The 18,452-nt window shown below is 71.2% G+C and carries 16 protein-coding genes; 8 read left to right on the top strand and 8 right to left on the bottom strand.

Annotation, left to right across the window (positions count from 1 at the left end; all coding sequences use genetic code 11):
• Positions 1-3: 3 nt before the first annotated feature.
• Positions 4-1,437, bottom strand: coding sequence for an FGGY family carbohydrate kinase (locus ACIQM0_RS18555; protein WP_401287719.1), 1,434 nt, complete (start codon positions 1,435-1,437; stop codon positions 4-6).
• A gap of 321 nt (positions 1,438-1,758) precedes the next feature.
• Between ACIQM0_RS18555 and ACIQM0_RS18550 the strand changes: the two genes are divergently transcribed.
• Together ACIQM0_RS18550 and ACIQM0_RS18545 are read left to right on the top strand one after the other, a co-directional pair.
• Positions 1,759-2,766 carry a hypothetical protein gene (locus tag ACIQM0_RS18550; protein WP_401287718.1) on the top strand — a complete coding sequence of 336 codons (1,008 nt, stop codon included), beginning with the start codon at positions 1,759-1,761 and terminating at the stop codon, positions 2,764-2,766.
• A gap of 60 nt (positions 2,767-2,826) precedes the next feature.
• Positions 2,827-4,356: an amino acid permease gene (locus tag ACIQM0_RS18545; protein WP_401287715.1), complete on the top strand. Its 1,530-nt coding sequence runs from the start codon at positions 2,827-2,829 to the stop codon at positions 4,354-4,356.
• A 59-nt stretch (positions 4,357-4,415) separates the two neighbouring features.
• Here the strand turns inward: ACIQM0_RS18545 and ACIQM0_RS18540 are convergent, their stop codons facing one another.
• Positions 4,416-5,183: a sulfite exporter TauE/SafE family protein gene (locus ACIQM0_RS18540; RefSeq protein ID WP_363026540.1), complete on the bottom strand. Its 768-nt coding sequence runs from the start codon at positions 5,181-5,183 to the stop codon at positions 4,416-4,418.
• Between the two features lie 139 nt (positions 5,184-5,322).
• On the opposite strand from ACIQM0_RS18540, the gene ACIQM0_RS18535 reads away from it, so the two are divergent.
• The 6 genes from ACIQM0_RS18535 (at position 5,323) to ACIQM0_RS18510 (ending at position 12,843) form a co-directional block, all read left to right on the top strand.
• On the top strand, positions 5,323-6,483 hold the full coding sequence (locus tag ACIQM0_RS18535) for a substrate-binding domain-containing protein (RefSeq protein WP_401287711.1): 1,161 nt from the start codon (positions 5,323-5,325) through the stop codon (positions 6,481-6,483).
• Between the two features lie 102 nt (positions 6,484-6,585).
• A complete protein-coding gene (locus tag ACIQM0_RS18530) occupies positions 6,586-7,944 on the top strand; it encodes an ABC transporter substrate-binding protein (RefSeq protein WP_401287709.1) in 1,359 nt (452 codons plus the stop codon).
• A gap of 47 nt (positions 7,945-7,991) precedes the next feature.
• The gene (locus ACIQM0_RS18525; protein ID WP_401287706.1) at positions 7,992-8,987 is read left to right on the top strand and encodes a carbohydrate ABC transporter permease; all 996 of its coding nucleotides are present in this window, start codon (positions 7,992-7,994) and stop codon (positions 8,985-8,987) included.
• Positions 8,984-9,859 carry a carbohydrate ABC transporter permease gene (locus ACIQM0_RS18520; protein ID WP_401287703.1) on the top strand — a complete coding sequence of 292 codons (876 nt, stop codon included), beginning with the start codon at positions 8,984-8,986 and terminating at the stop codon, positions 9,857-9,859. The genes ACIQM0_RS18525 and ACIQM0_RS18520 overlap by 4 nt, the downstream gene beginning before the upstream one ends.
• Positions 9,860-9,898: 39 nt before the next feature.
• Positions 9,899-10,939, top strand: a complete 1,041-nt coding sequence (locus ACIQM0_RS18515) for a hydroxyacid dehydrogenase (RefSeq protein ID WP_401287700.1) — start codon at positions 9,899-9,901, stop codon at positions 10,937-10,939.
• Positions 10,936-12,843 (top strand): DUF2264 domain-containing protein, encoded by a 1,908-nt coding sequence (locus tag ACIQM0_RS18510; protein ID WP_401287698.1) that lies wholly within the window; start codon positions 10,936-10,938, stop codon positions 12,841-12,843. Before ACIQM0_RS18515 ends, ACIQM0_RS18510 begins: the two co-directional genes overlap by 4 nt.
• A gap of 43 nt (positions 12,844-12,886) precedes the next feature.
• Here ACIQM0_RS18510 and ACIQM0_RS18505 read toward each other — a convergent pair whose 3' ends face one another.
• The 6 genes from ACIQM0_RS18505 to ACIQM0_RS18480 form a co-directional block, all read right to left on the bottom strand.
• Complete coding sequence (locus ACIQM0_RS18505) at positions 12,887-13,519, bottom strand: lactate utilization protein C (protein WP_401287696.1); 633 nt, start codon at positions 13,517-13,519, stop codon at positions 12,887-12,889.
• On the bottom strand, positions 13,516-15,057 hold the full coding sequence (locus ACIQM0_RS18500; RefSeq protein ID WP_401287694.1) for a lactate utilization protein B: 1,542 nt from the start codon (positions 15,055-15,057) through the stop codon (positions 13,516-13,518). Before ACIQM0_RS18500 ends, ACIQM0_RS18505 begins: the two co-directional genes overlap by 4 nt.
• Positions 15,054-15,821 carry a (Fe-S)-binding protein gene (locus ACIQM0_RS18495; RefSeq protein ID WP_401287692.1) on the bottom strand — a complete coding sequence of 256 codons (768 nt, stop codon included), beginning with the start codon at positions 15,819-15,821 and terminating at the stop codon, positions 15,054-15,056. Before ACIQM0_RS18495 ends, ACIQM0_RS18500 begins: the two co-directional genes overlap by 4 nt.
• Positions 15,822-16,049: 228 nt before the next feature.
• Positions 16,050-16,781 (bottom strand): FadR/GntR family transcriptional regulator, encoded by a 732-nt coding sequence (locus ACIQM0_RS18490; RefSeq protein WP_401287690.1) that lies wholly within the window; start codon positions 16,779-16,781, stop codon positions 16,050-16,052.
• A gap of 138 nt (positions 16,782-16,919) precedes the next feature.
• Positions 16,920-17,963 (bottom strand): S66 peptidase family protein, encoded by a 1,044-nt coding sequence (locus ACIQM0_RS18485; RefSeq protein ID WP_401287688.1) that lies wholly within the window; start codon positions 17,961-17,963, stop codon positions 16,920-16,922.
• A 52-nt stretch (positions 17,964-18,015) separates the two neighbouring features.
• Positions 18,016-18,393, bottom strand: coding sequence for a DUF4440 domain-containing protein (locus tag ACIQM0_RS18480; protein WP_401287686.1), 378 nt, complete (start codon positions 18,391-18,393; stop codon positions 18,016-18,018).
• Between the last annotated feature and the right edge of the window lie 59 nt (positions 18,394-18,452).

The raw sequence follows: 18,452 nt of genomic DNA, 5'->3' as shown, positions 1-18,452 counted from the left end.
TGGTCACGACCGCTCCAGGAGCGTGTCGACGGCCGCGCGGAATCCGGCGAGGCGCTCGGCCGCCTCGTCGGGGCCGATCCTCGGCTCGTACACCGCGGCCGGTTCCCAGTCGGGCACGGCCTGGCGGAGCGTGAGCCCCGGGTCGAGGCCGAGCCGGGCCACGGCGCCCACGCCGAGCGCCGTGACGTCGGGCAGCGCGGACACCTCGACGGGCCGTTGCAGCAGATCGGCCTGGGTCTGCATGAGCAGCGCGGAGCGGGTCAGCCCGCCGTCGACGCGCAGCACGCCGGGCCGCGCTCCCAGATCGGCCGCGACCGCTTCGGCCAGCTCGACGACCTGTGCGGCGATGCCCTCGCACAGGGCCCGCACCAGATGGCCCGCGGTGGTGTCCAGGCTCAGTCCGGTCACCGATCCGCGCAGGTCGCCGCGCCACCAGGGGGCGGCGAGCCCGGCGAGCGCCGGTACGAAGGTGACGCCCCCGGAGTCGGGGACGGAGCCGCCGACCGGGTCGAGGTCCGCGGCTCCGGAGATCACCTTGAGGTCGGTGAGCCAGCGCACCGCGGAGGCCGCCGTGTAGACCTGTCCGTCCAGGCAGTAGCTGGTCTGTCCGCCGAGCCGCCAGGCCACGCAGCTGACGAGTCCGGTGGTGCTGCGGCGCGGCGCCGGGCCGGTCTGGGCCAGGAGGAACGCGCCGGTGCCGTACGTGCACTTGGCGGCGCCCGGCTCCAGGGCGCTCTGTGCCAGCAGGGCGGCCTGCTGGTCGACGAGGAGGCCGGTCAGCGGGAGCTCGCCCCCGAACGCGGTCGTCGTTCCGAACACTCCGGCGGCGTCCACCACCGACGGCAGGCGTTCGCCGCCCAGGCCGAAGATGTCCAGGGCGGCGGGTGACCAGCCGACCCGGTCGAGATCGAGCAGCTGGGTGCGCCCGGCCGTCGCCGCGTCCGTGACGAACGCTCCGGTGAGCCGGTGGACCAGCCAGGAGTCGCTGGTGGTGACGACTCCCTCGCGGGTCAGTTCACGGCGGATCCAGGCCATCTTCGGGGCGGCGAAATAGGGGTCCATGGGAAGCCCGGTGAGTTGTTTCAACTCTTCTTCATGCATGGCGAGTTCCGCACACAAGCCGGCGGCCCGCCGGTCCTGCCAGACGATTGCGTCGGTGAGCGGACTCCCGGTGTCCGGATCCCAGGCGAGCACGGTCTCGCCCTGATTGGCGAGGCCGACGGCGGCCACCGGTTCACCCGCTTGGGCCAGAGCCCGCTTTCCGGCCTCGACGACCGAACCGTACAGCTCGGCGGGGTCGGCCTCGACCACTCCGCCGGGGCCGAACCGGGGGCGCACCGGAGCCGAACCGGAACCGATCACGCCGCGCTCCGGACAGATCACCAGCGCCTTCGTGCCGGAGGTCCCCTGGTCCACGGCGAGTACCGGACCTGTCATCGGCTCCCCAGTCGTACGCAAGCTCCGGCGCTTGAACGGAATCGTGATCTTCGGTTGCGGGAACCCAGGGTGGTGCAGCCCAGCGGTTACGTCAAGCACCCGGAAAGGCTATGTCCGGAACCCCCCTTTGACGCTCAACCTCCCGTTTCCTCAAGAGACTTGAATAAGATCCACGAATCATTCGGGAGTTCGACGCAGCGGGCTCTACACTCACCGCCGAGCAACAACCGGACGATTTAAAGCAGTTCATATTTCAACAGCTACTTCACCCCCCACGTCCTTGAGGATCGATGCGACCGACACCATGCCCAGAGGGCATCCATGGCCAACAGTGATTTTCGGCCGGTTTACCATCCGGCCGGCCATGACAACGAACTCCGTTCCGCGTTACAGGACTTACGGACGGGCCGCTGGCTCTCCATGCGGAATCTGCTGGAGAGCACCGCGGACTGGGCCCGGTGGACCCAGCGCACCCAGGTGCTCGGAGCGGTCGCCGCGGGTTCGGACGCGGTACAGGCCTGGCTGACCGAGGAGCCCCGGAGCGTCGCGGCCGTCGTGATGCACGCCCGCGTCGTCGTGGAGCGGGCCGTCCGCGCCCACCGCGAGGGACATCGCCGCGCACAGGAGCTGTGGCAGCAGGCCTGGGAGGCGTGCCGCTCGGCCGCCCACGCCTCGCCCGCCGACCCGGTGCCCTGGGTGTGTCTGCTGGCCCTCTCGCAGCTGGACGAACGCCAGCGGCTGGAGGAGCACCGGCTGCATCCGCCGGGGCCCATGCTCTTTCCGGGCCCGTGGGGTCTGCTGGCGGAGGCGGACAAACGCGATCCGTTCAACCGTGAGGCCTACCACCGGATGCTGCAGTTCGTCTATGCCCGCAAGGCCGGGGGCGCCCTCTCGGAAGCGGTCAACTTCGTTCAGTGGGCGGCCTCCTCGGCGCCCGACGGTTCCGCTCTGCACGTGCTTCCGCTGTACGTACGAGTCGAGCGCTACCGCCGGGAACGCGGCCATGAGAAGGCTCTGGACCTGCACTGGGTCACCGAGGACGCAGAGCGCGACGCCGTCCGCGCTCTGGACATCTGGTTCCTTCGCACGTCCGCGCCCACCCACACCCTGCTCGACCTCAACTATCTGGCGCACGCGCTGTGGGGCGCGCTCCAGTTCGCCGACGCGGCACCCGTGTTCAAGGAGCTCGGGCCCTACTTCACCTCGCTGCCCTGGGCGTACCGCACCCGTACGCCCAAGGACCCCGGCGGCGCGGAGGAAGTGTTCCTGCGCGCCCGCAGCCGCGCCCTGGCCGCGGCCCGCGACCCCGGCCGGGGACCGCACGGCTGAGCCGGGACCCGCACCGCCCTCTTCTGTCCCCAGCAAGATCACCGCTCACGGAGGTCCCCCATGTCCATATCCACCTCGACCCATACGGGTTCCGAGGCCAACGCACCGAGGGACGAGGAGCAGCGGCTGCGCGAACTCGGTTACCAGCCGGTGCTCGCGCGGCGGATGGGCGGCTTCGGCAACTTCGCCATCAGCTTCTCCGTCATCTCGATCCTCTCCGGCTGCATGACCCTGTACGGCTTCGGTATGTCGACCGGCGGGCCCGCGGTGATGCTGTGGGGCTGGGCCGGGGTCGGCCTGTTCGTGCTCTGCGTGGGCATGGCGCTCGCCGAGGTCACCAGCGCGTACCCGACGTCCGGGGCGCTCTACTACATGGCGGACCGGCTCGGCGGCCGCAAGTGGGGCTGGTACACCGGCTGGCTGAATCTGCTCGGGCTGCTCGGTGCGATCGCCGGTATCGACTACGGCGCCGCGCTGTTCACCGGTGCGCTGATGAATCTGCAGTGGGGATTCACCCCCACCCCGGGCAAGACCATGGTCATCTTCCTCTGCATCCTGCTGCTGCACGCCGTGCTGAACCTCTTCGGTGTCCGGCTCGTCAGCGTGCTCAACTCGATCAGCGTGTGGTGGCACCTGGCCGGCGTCGCGGTGATCGTCTCCGTGCTGGCCATCGTCCCCGCGCACCACCAGTCGCCGTCGTTCGTCTTCACCGAATTCGTCAATGACACCGGCTGGGAGAACCCGCTCTACGTGGCCGCGATCGGTCTGCTGCTGGCCCAGTACACGTTCTGCGGCTACGACGCCTCCGCCCACCTGTCCGAGGAGACCTCGGACGCCTCTGTCTCGGCGCCACGCGGCATCGTCCGTTCGATCTGGGTCTCGTGGCTGGCCGGATTCGTGCTGCTCGCCGGGCTGACGTTCGCGATCCAGGACTACGCGGGCACCCAGAAGAGCGCCACCGGAGTTCCGCCGGCCCAGATCCTGATCGACGCGCTGGGCACCTCGGGCGCCACGGCCATGCTGCTCATCGTGATCGCGGCGCAGCTGTTCTGCGGCAACGCCGAGGTCGCCGCCGCCAGCCGGATGGTGTTCGCCTTCAGCCGGGACAACGCGCTGCCGGGCTCCGCGCTGTGGCGCAAGGTGAGCTCCCGCACGCAGACGCCGGTCAACGCGGTGTGGCTGTCGGTCGTCGTCGCCGGACTGCTCGCCGTTCCGTCGCTGTACTCCGCGACCGCGTACGGTGCGGTGACCGCGATCAACGTCATCGGCATCACGCCCGCCTACGCGATCCCGATCTTCCTGAAGCTGCGTGCCGGTGACCGTTTCGAGCGGGGGCCCTGGCACCTGGGCCGCTGGTCGAAGCCGGTCGGCTGGATCGCCGTGGTGTGGGTCGCCATCGTGACCGTGCTGTTCCTGCTGCCGCAGTCGTCGCCGGTGACGATCGACTCGATGAACTACGCGTCGATCGCGCTGGTCGCCGTGCTGGTGCTGGCCACCGTGTGGTGGTTCGTCGCACGGCGTTCGTACAGCACGCCGTCGGCGTACGGCAACGCCCGTGAGCAGGCGGAGATCGAGGAAGGGATCATCTGATCCACCGGCCACCGCCGGCCGCGGCCCTTCCGGATCACCGCGATCCGGGAGGGCCGCCCTCAGTTCAGCAGCAGTTGGAGACCGCCCAGCACGGTCGCCCCGATGACGAGGCGTTCGAAGAGCGTCTGGTTGATCCGGTCCACGCACTTCCGGCCGATCCAGGCGCCGGGCAGCACGAACAGCAGCATGCAGGCGTCGAGCAGCAGCGACCGCGCGTCGATCAGTCCGAGGCCCACGCTGAACGGCACCTTGGACGTGTTGACGATCAGGAAGAACCACGCCGAGGTGCCGAGGAAGCCCAGCTTGCGGAACCCGGCGGAGAGCAGATAAAGCGACATGACGGGGCCGCCCGCGTTGGCGACCATGGTGGTGAAGCCGCCGAGCACCCCGTACGAGCGGGCCTTGAGCCGTTCGGCCGCGGCCGGCGGGCCCGCGTCCGCCGACGGCTCCGCGCTCCCGGCCGCGGTGCGGCGCCGCCAGACCGTGACGCCCGCCATGAAGAGGAGGATCGCGCCGATCGAGGTCCGTACGGCGGCGTCGCCGGCCCACATCATGAACAGCGTGCCCGCCACCACGCCGACGGCGACGGCGGGAAAGAGCCGCAGCAGCGTCGGCCAGTGCGCGTGGCGGCGGTAGGTGAGCACGGCGAGCACATCACCGGCGATGAGGATCGGGAGCAGCACTCCGGTGGACTCGCGGGCAGGGAGCACCGCCGCGAAGACCGCGAGACTGATCGTATTGGCACCGCTGACGGCCGTCTTGGAGAAGCCGACGAGCGCGGATGCCGCGGCCAGTGCCGCCAGTTGCCAGAGGGTGAGAGTGTCCATGCCAGGAACAGATCGTAATGTGCCATGATTTTCGGCCCGCACCCAGCCGGGGAACCCGCATGACTATGCTGCGCTCCAAGCGCTCACACGAAGCGTTCAAACGCACAACGCGCAGCGGTACGGCGAGGGGGCCAGCAGCATGCGGGAGCCGGTTGAACTCAGGCGTCAGCGGATCATGGCGGTGGTGGAGTCGCGGGGCGCGGTCAAGGTCAGCGTGCTCGCCGCCGAACTGGACGTCTCGGTGGTCACGGTGCGGCGCGATGTCGAGGAGCTGACCCGGGCCGGGCGGCTGCGGCGCGGTCACGGCCTGGCCAGGCCGTTGCGGGAGCCGGCCGCGGCCGCCGTGCCGGCCCCGCGGGGAGGTGAGCCGGCCGGTGAGGGCGGCGCGGTCGCCCTGGTCGTGCCGGAGCGGCATTCGTACCTGTACGAGACGCTGCACGGCGCCCGGAGCGTGCTGGAGGAGGCCGGGATCCGTATCGCGCTGCACATCGCACCGCAGTCGGCCGGTGCCGAGCGGCCGCTGGTGGAGCGGGCCCTGGCGGACGGGGCGCGCGGGCTGCTGATCGCCCCGCGCTGGCGCAACGCGCGTTCCGAGGAACTGGACTACGGCTGGCTGGCGGACGTGGGGGTGCCGACCGTGCTGATGGAGCGGCGTCCCCGGCCGGGCAGCGCCCTGCACGCCCTGGACTCCGTCTGCTCGGACCACTGGTACGGGACGCACCTGGCCGTGGAGCACCTGGTGGCGCTGGGGCACCGCCGGATCGTGCTGGCCGCCCGTGACGACAGCCCGACGGCACGCAGCGTGCGTGCCGCGTTCGCCGGGATCGCGGCCGGCCGGCCCGAGGTGGAGGACTGGACGGTGGTGCTGAGCTCGCCGGACGCGGTGCCGGGACCGGGCCCGGACGAGTCGGGGCCGGTGCCCGGTGCCCCGTCCGTGAGCAGTGCCCAGGCGCCCGGTCTCGACCTCGCCGCGCTGCTGCGCGAGCGCGGCGCGACGGCGGCGGTGCTGCACGGCGACGTGGACGCGCTGATGCTGGTGCAACGGCTGGCCGAGAGCGGGGTGCAGGTGCCCCGGGACTGCTCGGTGGTGGCGTACGACGATGTGGTCGCGGCCCTGGGCAGCACCCCGCTGACCGCGGTGGCGCCGCCGAAGGCGGAGATCGGCAGGGCGGCCGCCGAACTGCTGCTCCACCGGCTCTCCGGAGCGGCCGGGGCGGCCGGCCCGGTGCGCCGGACGCAGTTGCTGCCCGAGCTGAAGGTACGGGGATCGGCGCAGGCGATCACCCTCGCCACAGACTGATCGTTTGACCGCTTCAATTTTCTTCTGAGCGATCTATTGACCGCCTCCGATCAGCCGATCAGGATTCCCCGTGTCTTCATTCAGGAGCCGCGGGAGGCGCCCATGCCCGGTCGACACAGCCGTCGATCCGTGCTCGCCACGATCGCCGCACTGCCGCTGACGGGCGCGCTGAGCGCCTGCGGCGGCGGGACATCGGGGTCGGGGAGCACGAGCAGGACCAGCACCGTCAGCAACAAGGGCCGCAACGCCACGCACATCACCTTCTGGTCCGCCCTGCGCGGGAGCCAGGAAGTGGTGGACGCGTTCAACCGGACGCACAGCACGGTCCAGGTCGACTTCCAGCAGATCCCCTCAGGGGGCCAGGGCGGATACGCGAAACTCAGCAACGCCTCCCGGGCCGGCAACGCCCCCGACGTCGCGACGATCGAGTACCCCCAGATCCCGGGCTTCGCCATCGACGGAGTCCCCCTGGAACTCACGGACCTGATGAGCGACGGGCTACGGGCCAAACTGCTGCCGCAGGCCCTGGGACTGACCACCTTCGACAAACGCGTCTTCAGCATCCCGCTCGACGTCGAACCGATGGTGATGCACTACCGCACCGACCTCTTCGACACCTACGGCATCGAAGTCCCGCGCACCTGGGACGAGTTCGAGGAAACGGCCCGTACCGTGCGCGGCAAGGCTCCCGGCCGGCGGCTGACGGCCTTCGCCACGGACGGCGGGCCGCAGTTCGCCGGGCTCTCCTGGCAGGCCGGCGCCCAGTGGTTCGACACCCGCCACGGTGCCTGGAACGTCTCGCTCACCGACGGGCCGAGCCGCCGCGTGGCGGCGTACTGGCAGCGGCTGATCGACCAGGACCTGGTCTTCATGACACCCGTGGACAGCAGGCAGTACGACGCCCAGGTCGGCAACGGCCAGGTGCTGGTCCGGCTCAGCGGCGCCTGGGACGCCGGGGCGCAGATGAACGCCCGGCCCGGCCAGAAGGGCAAGTGGGCCATCGCGCCGCTCCCCCAGTGGGATCCGGCCGATGCCGCGCTCGGCACCCACGGCGGATCCACCTTCGCGGTCACCAGGAGCAGCAGGCACCCGGAGGCCGCGCTGGAGTTCATCGAGTGGCAGGTCTCGCACCCCGACGCGCTGCGGGCCCGGCTCTCCAGCGGAGCCAGCAGCCAGTACCCGGCCGTCCCCGGACTCGTCGACGTCTACCGCGAGGCCTTCGACCGCAGCTACTACAGCGGCCAGGACATCTACACCCTGTACGAGCAGGAGGCGCACAAGATCCGGGACGGCTGGACCTGGGGGCCCCGGATGACCGCCACGCTGAAAGTCATGCAGGACGGCTTCGCCCGGGTCAGCGGCGGCCAGGGCTCGTTGCTCGAATCCGTGCGCGCGGCCCAGCAGGGCACCATGCCCGACCTCAGGGCGCTGGGCCTGGCCACCACCGAGCACAGCAGCTGAGCCGCAGTCCGTCCCCCTTCCCTGCAGCAGAGAGGCAGGTGACACCGATGACCAGCCCGGTGACCACACCGGCTTCCGCCCCCGCGAGCGTCACCGCGGCGGCGCCGGCACCCACCCCGTCCCCGTGCACACCCCGGAAGTCCGCCCGCCGCCGTGAACTCGGCGCGGCCGGCGCCCTGATGACCCCCTTCTTCATCCTCCTGGTGACGGTCTTCCTGATCCCGGTCGCCACCGCCGTCTGGCTCAGCTTCTTCAGCGACGACCAGCCGGGGCTCGGCTTCGGCCCGGAGCGCACGGTCTTCGTCGGACTGCGCAGCTACACCGCCGTACTGACCGACCCGACCTTCCTCAGCGGCCTGGGCACCGTCGTCCTGTACTGCGTGATCTACATACCGCTGATGGTGATCGGCGCGCTCGCGCTCGCGCTGCTGCTGGACTCCGGAGTGGTGCGGCTGCGCTCCTGGGCCCAGCTCGGGCTGTTCCTGCCGCACGCCGTGCCCGGCATCATCGCCGCCGTCATCTGGCTGTACCTCTACACACCGGGGCTGAGCCCGGTGATCGACCTGCTCGGCAAGGCGGACATCACGATCAACCTCCTCGGGGTGCACACGGTGGTGCCCTCGATCGTGAACATCGCGCTGTGGAGCAACCTCGGCTACAACATGGTGGTCTTCTACGCCGCGCTGCAGGCCGTGCCGCGCGAGGTCATCGAGGCATCCGTCGTCGACGGCGCCGGACCGGTCCGCACCGCCCTCCAGATCAAGACGCCGCTGGTGCGCTCCTCGGTCGTGATGGTCGCGATGTTCACCCTGATCTTCGCGCTGCAGCTGTTCACCGAACCGATGCTGCTGAGCCAGGCGACGCCGATGATCAGCTCGCGCTTCTCGCCCAGCATGTACGTCTACGACGCCGCGTTCACCCGTAACAACTACGGACTGGCCGCCGCGGCCTCCGTCGTCCTGCTGGTCTGCACGATCGCGCTCTCCTACGGCGTGACCCGCTGGACCAACCGTGCCAACGCCCCCGAGGAGGACGCCCGATGAGCGTGACGACTCCCACCCGCACCGCCGCCACCCTGCGGCCCCGGCTCCTGGGGCGCTCCGTCGTCAACCTGGTCGTCGGCATCTCGGTGCTGTACACACTGCTGCCGGTGCTGTGGCTGGTGCTCGCCGCGTCGAAGGACCGGGACGCGCTGTTCGGCAGCAACGTGCTCTCGCTCGACCACTTCTCCTTCGCGCAGAACCTCAAGGACCTGTTCGCGATGGACGGCGGGCTGTACACCCGGTGGTACGGCAACAGCCTGCTGTACGCGGTCCTCGGCGCGGCGCTCGGGGCGCTGATCAGCATCGCCTGCGGGTACGCCTTCGACAAGTACCGCTTCGCGCACAAGGAGAAGCTGTTCGGCCTGGTCCTCGCGGCGGTGATGGTGCCGCAGACCGTACTGGCCCTGCCGCTCTATCTGATGGCGTCCGGCACCGGTCTGGTGAACACCTTCTGGTCGGTCTTCATCCCGGTGCTCTTCAACCCGTTCGGCGTGTACCTCGGACGGATATTCAGCCAGGGCTACGTACCGAACGAGGTGCTCGAAGCGGCGCGGGTGGACGGGGCCGGCGAGCTGACCACGTACTTCCGGGTCGCGCTGCGAATGCTCGGGCCGGGTCTGGTCACCGTGTTCCTCTTCCAGCTCACGGCCATCTGGAACAACTTCTTCCTGCCCATGGTCATGCTCTCCGACCAGGATCTGTATCCGGTCAGCCTCGGTCTGTACACCTGGAACAGCTCCGCCACCGTCTCGCCCGAGTACTACCCCGTGGTGATCATGGGTTCGCTGCTCGCGGTCCTGCCGCTGATCCTCGCCTTCGCGCTGCTCCAGCGCTTCTGGAAGTCGGGGCTCACCGCGGGCGCCGTCAAGTAGCCGGACCACCCGCAACACCGTCCCCGTACCAGGAGAAAGATGCCCAGCACCACCCCCACCACCCCTGCCGCGCGGCGCCGTCCGCGTGCCGCCGTCGCGATGAAGCCGGACGCCGCGGCCGCCCTGCTGGACGCCCCGTCCCTGGAGGCACTCTCGCGGGTGTGCGACCTCGCGCCGCTGCCCGTGCTCGACGACTTCACCACCGACCGGGCCCGCGCCGTGCTCGCGGACACGGAGCTGCTGGTCACCGGCTGGGGCTGCCCGCCCCTGGATGGAGCGGCACTGGCCGCGGCGCCCCGGCTGCGCGCCGTCGTGCACACGGCCGGAAGCGTCCGCGGGCACATCACGGAGGCCTGCTGGGAGCGCGGCATCGAGGTGTCGTCGGCCGCCGCCGCCAACGCCCTGCCGGTCGCCGAGTACACCGTCGCGATGATCCTGCTCTCCGGAAAACGGGCCCTGGAACGGGCCCGCGACTACCGGACCGAACGCCACCGCGGCAACTGGCTGGCCACCTCTCCGGAGGTGGGCAACTACGGCCGGACCGTGGGCATCCTGTCCGCCTCGCTCATCGGCCGGCGGGTCATCGAGCTGCTGCGCCCCTACGACCTCCGGGTGCTGCTGCACGACCCGTACGTCTCCGACGCGGAGGCGGAGGCGCTCGGTGTCCGGCCGGTGAGGCTCGGCGCACTGTTCGCGCGGAGCGACGTGGTGAGCGTCCACACCCCGCTGCTGCCCGCCACCCACGGACTCGTCAGCCGTGAACTGCTGATGTCCATGCGCCCGGACGGCGTGCTCCTCAACACCTCGCGCGGCGCCGTCGTCGACCAGGACGCGCTGACCGACGTCCTGCTGCAGAACCGCATCCGGGCGGTCCTCGACGTCACCGACCCCGACACACTGCCGGCCGGACACCCCCTGTGGGAATGCGAGAACGCCCTGATCACCCCGCATCTCGCGGGTTCCCAGGGCAACGAGTGGCGGCGGCTCGTCGATCTGGCCGTGGGCGAGACCGAACGCTGGGCCGCGGGCGACGGATTCGCCCATCCCGTACGACGCGAAAGGCTGGCATTCCTCGCATGAACCGACCGCACCCGAACTCCCCCCTGGAGCTCCCCGCCGACGACCGGTCGACGAGCCCGGTCACCGGCTACACCCGCGCGCACTGGGAGGCGGCGGCGGACGGACTGCTGAAGGCCGCCTGGCAGTGGGCCACCCCCGGCGGCGCGCTGCTCGACCTGCCGGGACGCCCTTCCGCGTCCGGGGTCCGCTCCGACGGCCTGGAGGGCTACGCGCGCACCTTCCTCGCCGCCGCGTTCCGGGTCGCGGGCGCGGACGGCAAGGACCCGCACGGCTGGCTCGACCGGTACGCGGACGGGCTCGCGGCAGGTACCCGTACGCCGGGCCGGGACGACGCCGAGTCCTGGCCGCTGATCCGCGACCACTCCGTGTTCGGCCAGCCCATGGTGGAGTCGGCCTCGGTCGCCATCGGACTGCGGCTCACCCGGCCGTGGCTCTGGGACCGGCTGGACCCGGCCGTGCAGGACCGTGCAGAGGAGTGGCTGCGCGGCTCCCTGCGGCACACCCCCGCACCCAACAACTGGTACCTGTTCCCCTACTCGGTGGCCGGTTTCCTGGAGTCGGTGGGGCGCGGCGACGCGGAGACGGCCCGCGCCCGGGAGCGGGCACTCGACCTCCTGGAGGGCTGGTACCGGGGGCAGGGCTGGTACGCGGACGGCGACGGCCGGGCCTTCGACCACTACAACGGCTGGGCGCTGCACCTCTACCCGGTGCTGGACGCCCATCTGTCGGGTGACTCCGAGCTGTCCGCGCACTACGGGGCGCGGCTGAGCGAGCATCTGGAGAGCCTCTCGCTGCTGTTCGGCGGGGACGGGGCGCCGATCCACTTCGGCCGTTCGCTGTCCTACCGGTTCGCGGCCGGTTCCGCGGTCGGGCTCGGCGCGCTGACCGGGCACACCCCGCTCGCGCCGGGCGCGTCCCGGCGCGTGATCAGCGGGGCGCTGCGCTACTTCCTGGACCGCGGCGCGACCGGCACCGACGGGCTGCTGAGCCTGGGCTGGCACGGGCCGCACGACGCGACCCTCCAGTCCTACTCGGGCCCGTCCTCCCCCTACTGGGCGTCCAAGGCCTTCGTCTCGCTGCTCGCCCCGGCGGACCATCCGCTGTGGACGGCCACCGAGGAACCCGCCCCGAGCGAGGGGCCCGACCGGGTCCTCGCGCTGCCCGCGCCGGGACTGCTCGTCCAGTCCACCCGGGCGGACGGCATCGTCCGGCTGCACAACCACGGCAGCGACCATGTCCGGCCGCATGAGGGCGAGTCGGCGGTGCAGGACGACCCGCTGTACAGCCGTCAGTCGTACTCGACGGTCACCGGCCCCACCGCGCGGGGGAACGCCGCCGACAACCATCTCGCCGTCGTGGTCGACGGGGTCCGCAGCGGCCGCCGTGCCATCCGTCCGCTCGGTGCGGGCGGCGGCGACGGCTGGGGCTGGGCCGCCTCCTGGCACCGGCCGGTGTTCGCCGGCGGCGCGCCGATGGTGCCGGGGCTGCGGGTGGAGAGCGTGACCGTGGTCCGCGGCCGGTACGAACTGCGGGTGCACCGGGTGCTGGGCGCCCCGTCCGGCGCCCGGGTGGAGCAGACGGGCTGGGCCACCGGTCCCGGGTCCGCGGTCGCGTCGGCCCTGCACGGTCTGCACGGCTGGGAGTCGCGGGACGAGGTACGGGCCCCGCAGGGCACGGCGTACACGCGCTGGGCGGTGCTGCCCCGGCTGGGCGCGGACGCGGAGGGCACGGTGGTGCTGGTGGCGCTCGCCTCGCTCACCGCGGAGCCCGGCGCGGCCGCGCTCGACGCGGTGGTGAGCGGGGTGAACGTCGACGGGGACACGGTCGAGGTGTGCTGGGCCGAGGATGCGGCGACGACCCGTGTCGGATTCGGGCCGGTGACGGTGAGCGTCGACCACGGCTGAGGCAGGCCTGGGCGGGGGTACGCGGCGGCGCACCCCCGCCTCGTCACACGTCCGTACGGATGACGACGGCCAGGGTGCGGGGGCCGTGTACGCCCTCCACCCGTTCCAGCTCGATGTCCGAGGTGGCCGACGGTCCGCTGATCAGTGTCGTCGGCCGCTCGGGCACCAGCCGGGCCACCGCCTCCGGAACGCCCACCCGCACGGTCGAAAGATCGACGACGCAGACGTGCAGATCGGGCACCAGGGACAGCGCGCGGCGCCCCTGGTCGGGCGATCCGTCCAGGAAGATCGTGCCGGTCTCCGCGCAGCTGACGGCCGAGGCCGTGACGACACCGTCGAGGGCGTCGAGGCGCGGCGCCGGGATGTCGGCGGAGTCCTGCTGGACCTCGCCGTCATAGGCGGCCAGCCACCGCGGGTCGAGTCCGGCGGGCACCCCGATCCGGCGGGCGCCCCGCTCCCGCAGCACCTCGGCGACGACCTCGGCGGTCCGCTCCGCGGTGCAGGGGTGGACCTGGGCCTTGTAGTCGACGAGCCGGTCGGTGAACAGGGCCAGGCGCTCCGCGTCGGGGAGGGTCCGGCCGGTGCGGTAGGCGCGCGGGACCGGGGTCTCCGCGGCGGGCGCGAGGGCCAGGGCGTCCCGGACGCGGCCGAGCACCGTTTCGCGAGCGGTCGTCACTTCTCCTCCTCCTGCTGCTGGTTGCGCGTGTGTTCGTCGGCGGCCGCCCGCATCGTCGCCGTGCCCTCGGCCGAGGCCAGCCAGGAACGGAAGGTTTCCTTGGGCGGGGCCGGGGTGTCCCGGCTGTCGCTCCACCCGTTGAACGGCGGCGGCAGGTGGGAGATCTTCTTGTCCCGCCCGGCGATGACCCGGCCGAGTCCCGACGCCTTCTGCGCCGCGGTGAAGAGCTTCGGCCTGCCCATCACACCGGCCGCCGCCCTCATGGCGAGCTTCTCGGCCGTGATGCCGGACTGCTCGGTGTGCTGGTGGCGCAGCTCGACCAGCAGCGACGGGATGTCGATCTTGACCGGGCAGGCGTCGAAACAGGCCCCGCAGAGGCTGGAGGCGTACGGCAGCGAGCTGTTGGGGTCGTCCTTGGCCGCGTGCATACCGGCGAGCTGCGGGGTGAGGACGGCGCCGATCGGCCCGGGGTACGTCGAGCCGTAGGCGTGGCCGCCGGCGCGTTCGTACACCGGGCACACGTTGAGGCAGGCCGAGCAGCGGATGCAGTTGAGCGCCTCGCGGCCGATCCGGTCCGCGAGGGCGGCGGTGCGCCCGTTGTCGAGGAGCACCAGGTGGAAGGTCTGCGGCCCGTCGCCGGGGGTGACTCCGGTCCACATCGAGGTGTACGGGTTCATCCGCTCGCCGGTGGAGGAGCGCGGCAGCAGTTGCAGGAAGACTTCCAGGTCCTGGTAGCGCGGCAGCACCTTCTCGATGCCCATGACGGTGATCAGGGTGTCGGGCAGGGTCAGGCACATCCGCCCGTTGCCCTCCGACTCGACGACGGACAGGGTGCCGGTCTCGGCGACGGCGAAATTGGCTCCCGAGACGGCCACCTTCGTCGTCATGAACTTCTCGCGCAGATAGGCGCGGGCGGCGGCGGCGAGATGCGCGGGGACGTTGTCCAGGGAGGGGTCGACGCCCGGGATCTCCTTGAGGAAGATCTCCCGGATCTCGTCGCGGTTGCGGTGGATCGCGGGCACCAGGATGTGCGAGGGCTTGTCGTGGGCGAGCTGCACGATGAGCTCGGCGAGGTCCGTCTCGTACGGGGTGATGCCGACGGATTCGAGGTGCTCGTTGAGACCGATCTCCTGGGTGGCCATCGACTTGACCTTGATGACCTCCTCGCTCCCGGTCTCCTTGACCAGCCGCGCGACGATCTCGTTGGCCTCGGCGCCGTCCCGTGCCCAGTGGACGGTGCCGCCGCGTGCGGTGACCTTGCGCTCCAGCTCCTCAAGGAGTTCGGGGAGCCGGTTCATGGTGTCCGTCTTGATGGCGGAACCCGCGTCGCGCAGCTCCTCCCAGTCGGGCAGCTCGCCGGTGACGTCGAGGCGTTTGGCGCGGATGGTGTGGGTGGCGCGGCCGAGGTTGCGGCGGAGCTGTTCGTTGCCGAGGTCGTCGTGGGCCGCCGCGGGGAACGTACGGTCGCCGCGCAGATTGCCCGTCCCGTACGGGGAGCGGGGCGGTGTCGCGGGCATGCCGAGAAAGGTGCTGCTCATCGGGCGGCCTCCATCGGGAGATGCGGCGAGGTACGGGTGGCGGAGAGGATCTGCGCCAGGTGCAGGGTGCGGGTGCCGGAGCTGATCCGGGAGAGGCCGCCGCCGATGTGCATCAGACAGGACGAGTCGCCGGCGGTGCACACATCGGCCCCGGTGGCGGCGATGTTGCGCATCTTGTCCTGGAGCATCGCGGTCGACGTGTCGGCGTTCTTCAGGGCGAACGTGCCGCCGAATCCGCAGCAGGCGTCGGCCTCCGGCAGCTCGACCAGGTCGATGGAGTCGACGGCCCGCAGCAGCCGCAGCGGCTTCTCCCCGACCCTGAGCATGCGCAGGGAGTGACAGGTGGGGTGGTAGGTGACCCGGTGCGGGAAGTACGCGCCGACGTCGGTGGCGTCCAGCACGTCGACGAGGAACTCCGACAGCTCGTACGTCTTCGCCTTGACGGTGGCGACACCCGCGCGCAGCGCCGCGTCGCCGTACCGTTCGGCGATGATCTCGTGCTGATGGCGGACCGAGCCGGCACACGATCCGGACGGCATCACGACGGCCTCGATGGAGGCGTCACCGAACTGCTCGGCGAAATTGCGTACCAGCGGGACGGGTTCGCGTTGGTAGCCGGTGTTGACGTGCATCTGGCCGCAGCAGGTCTGGCCCGGCGGGAACACCACCTCGTGCCCCAGGCGGGCCAGCAGCACCGCGGTGGATTTCACCGCCTCGGGGAAGAGCGTGTCTCCCAGACAGGTGGCGAAGAGTCCGATGCGCATGGGTCTCCCCGATCGTTTCTCGGCTTGGTGCGTGGTGCTCAGTGCGTGGCGTCGGTTGCATGACGTGGTGCGTGAGCGCGTTTTATGGTCCGACCATACTATCCTCAAGCCGGAACCGAGAAGAGGTCAACACGCGCGGACGGCTGATCCCCGCCCGCACCGGCCCACGCAAAAGCCGCCGCGGCACCCCCGGGGGGCATCGCGACGGCTCGGCCAGGCAGTCAGGGGTCAGTCGGTGGGCTTCTCGTCGACCAGCGTGCCGTGCAGCCCGCGGATGTGCGCCTCGACGACATCGGCCGCCCGCGCCCCCTCGCCCGCGCGCGCCAGGCGCAGCAGCTCGATGTGGTCGGCGTTGAGCGCGGCGGCCGTGGCCGGCCAGTCCTGCGCCCCCTCCAGGGCGCGCAGGATCAGCGGCCGGACCGACTCCCGCACCGCGGAGGTGAGGGTGGAGGTCAGCTCGTTGCCGGAGCTGCGGGCGATCCTGACGTGGAACCGGGTGTCCAGGTCGTTGAACTCCGGCACCTCGACATCCGGCTCCCCCATCCGTACGACCAGCGCCTCGGCCTCGTCCAGATCGGCCGCGGCGGCGTGCCGCGCGGCGGCCTCGAAGCTGGACCGCTCCAGGACCACGCGCGCCTCCAGGACGTCTTCCAGGCTGTAGCTGCCGAGGGCGAAGTGGAGCCGGAGCAGCCGGCCGAGGGCGCCTTCGGGATTACGGACGATCCGCGCCCCGGCGTCCGGGCCCCGGCCCGGCTGGGCCACCAGGACGCCGATGGTCTCCAGCACCCGCAGCGCCTCGCGCAGTGCGGACCGGCTCACGCCGAGGACCGGGGCGAGCTCCCGCTCGGGCGGCAGCCGGTCACCGGCCTTGAGCTCGCCGGCGAACACCCGCTGCTCGATGCTCTGGAGCACCAGCTCATGCGTGCGCGACTGCCGTACGGGCTGCCATTCGACGGGCATCCGTCACCCCCTGCCGCGGCCGGAGCCGTTCCCTGGGCCGGCCGCTCTTGTCCGAATCTCCAACTATGTCACACAGGACATGTGGTCGGACCAGAACGGGCGCCGCCCCCTCCTGGCGCTCCTCAGTGCGTCAGCGCGTCAGTACGTCACGACGATGCGGCGGGCCACGCCGTCCACCCGCACCCGGCCGCCGTAGGGAATGATCAGTTGAGGGTCCGTGTGGCCCAGGTCGACATCGAGGACGGCCATGGTCCCGGGGGCGTACTCCGCCAACGCCCGCAGAACCGCCTGCCGTTGCAGCGCGCGGTACTCCTCCCCCTCCTCGGCCCCCAGCGGACTCTCGAAGGACCAGTTCTTCGCCCGCGCCATCAGCAGCGCGGGGAACTGCTTCAGGAGTCCCCGCTCCCCCATGTTCCGCAGGATCTGGTATACCGCGTCGGCACCGGGCATCTCCTCGGACGTCTCGAGGAACAGCACCCGGCCCGCGTACTCGGCCGCGGGCCGGATCTCCCGGCCCGCCATCAGCAGCCAGGACAGGATCTCCAGATTGCCGCCCCAGCTCGTCCCCTGGACCACCCGGTCGGCGTTGTGCCAGATCCAGTCGTCGGCGGGCAGCATGCCGGGTTCGCGGTCGAAGGTCCGCGGGTTCTCCCAGCGGCCGTTGACACTGCCGGTCTCCTTCGCCGGGGTGAGCTCGCGGTCCTCGTGGGTGAAGAGCGCCGCACGCAGCGAGTCGGCCGTCAGCGGGTGCATCGCGCCGGGGCGTCCCAGCTCGACCATCACCGATCCGCCGTGGTAGCCGACGATGCCCAGGTTCTCCAGGAACACCAGCAGATTGGTGCAGTCGCTGTAGCCGAAGAACGGCTTGGGGTTGGCCCTCAGCAGTTCCCGGTCCAGGTACGGCAGCACGGTGATCTGGTCGTCTCCGCCGATGCTGGAGATGACAGCCTTGATCCCGGGGTCGGCGAAGGCCGCGTGGATGTCGGCGGCCCGCTCCTGGGGCGAGGAGCCCATCTTCCGCGTGCACGGGTACTCCACCGGTTCCAGCCCGAACTCCTCGCGGAGTCTGCGCAGTCCCAGCTCGTGCGGGAGCGGGAGGATGCCGGGAAGCCCGGACGAGGGGGACAGCACGGCGACGCGGTCACCGGGCCGGGGCTTGGCGGGATAGTTGGGGGTCGTCATTCGAGGAGCCTAGACGGCGCGCCGTCGGCAGTCCGCCGAATTCCCGTGGGGGCTAAGGGGAGTTGACCGGCGTTCCCTGGTGGAAGTAGAGCCGCCAGCGCGACTCCGTCCGCCGCCAGATCGAATTGCGCCGCACCCTGCGGCCGTCGCGCTCCGTCGTGAACGTCAGGTGGACGAGGCCGGGGGCCAGCAGGGTACCGGACATGCCGGTGGCGGCGACCGGGGCGGGAACGTCCTCGGCGTCGGCGGAGGTGACGGCGAGGATCGACACCCTGTCGTAGCGCCGTCCGGACGCGCCGAACTCGGTGAACTCCGGGTCGAGGAGTTCGGTCACCGCGTCGGGCAGGGCCCGCACCCGTGGATCGAGCAGCCGCAGCTCCCCCTCGATCGCGGCCCGCACGGACCGCTCCTCCTCATCGTTTCCGCTCATACGGAAACCCTAGAGCCTCTCGTCCCGATCCCCTGGGCCCGCACGGCCGGTTCCCCCGC

The sequence above is a fragment of the Streptomyces sp. NPDC091387 genome, assembly GCF_044756945.1.
In the GTDB taxonomy this organism is placed as follows: domain Bacteria; phylum Actinomycetota; class Actinomycetes; order Streptomycetales; family Streptomycetaceae; genus Streptomyces.
The sequence above is the reverse complement of the archived record's forward strand: the minus strand, read 5'-3'. Positions and strand labels throughout refer to the sequence as shown.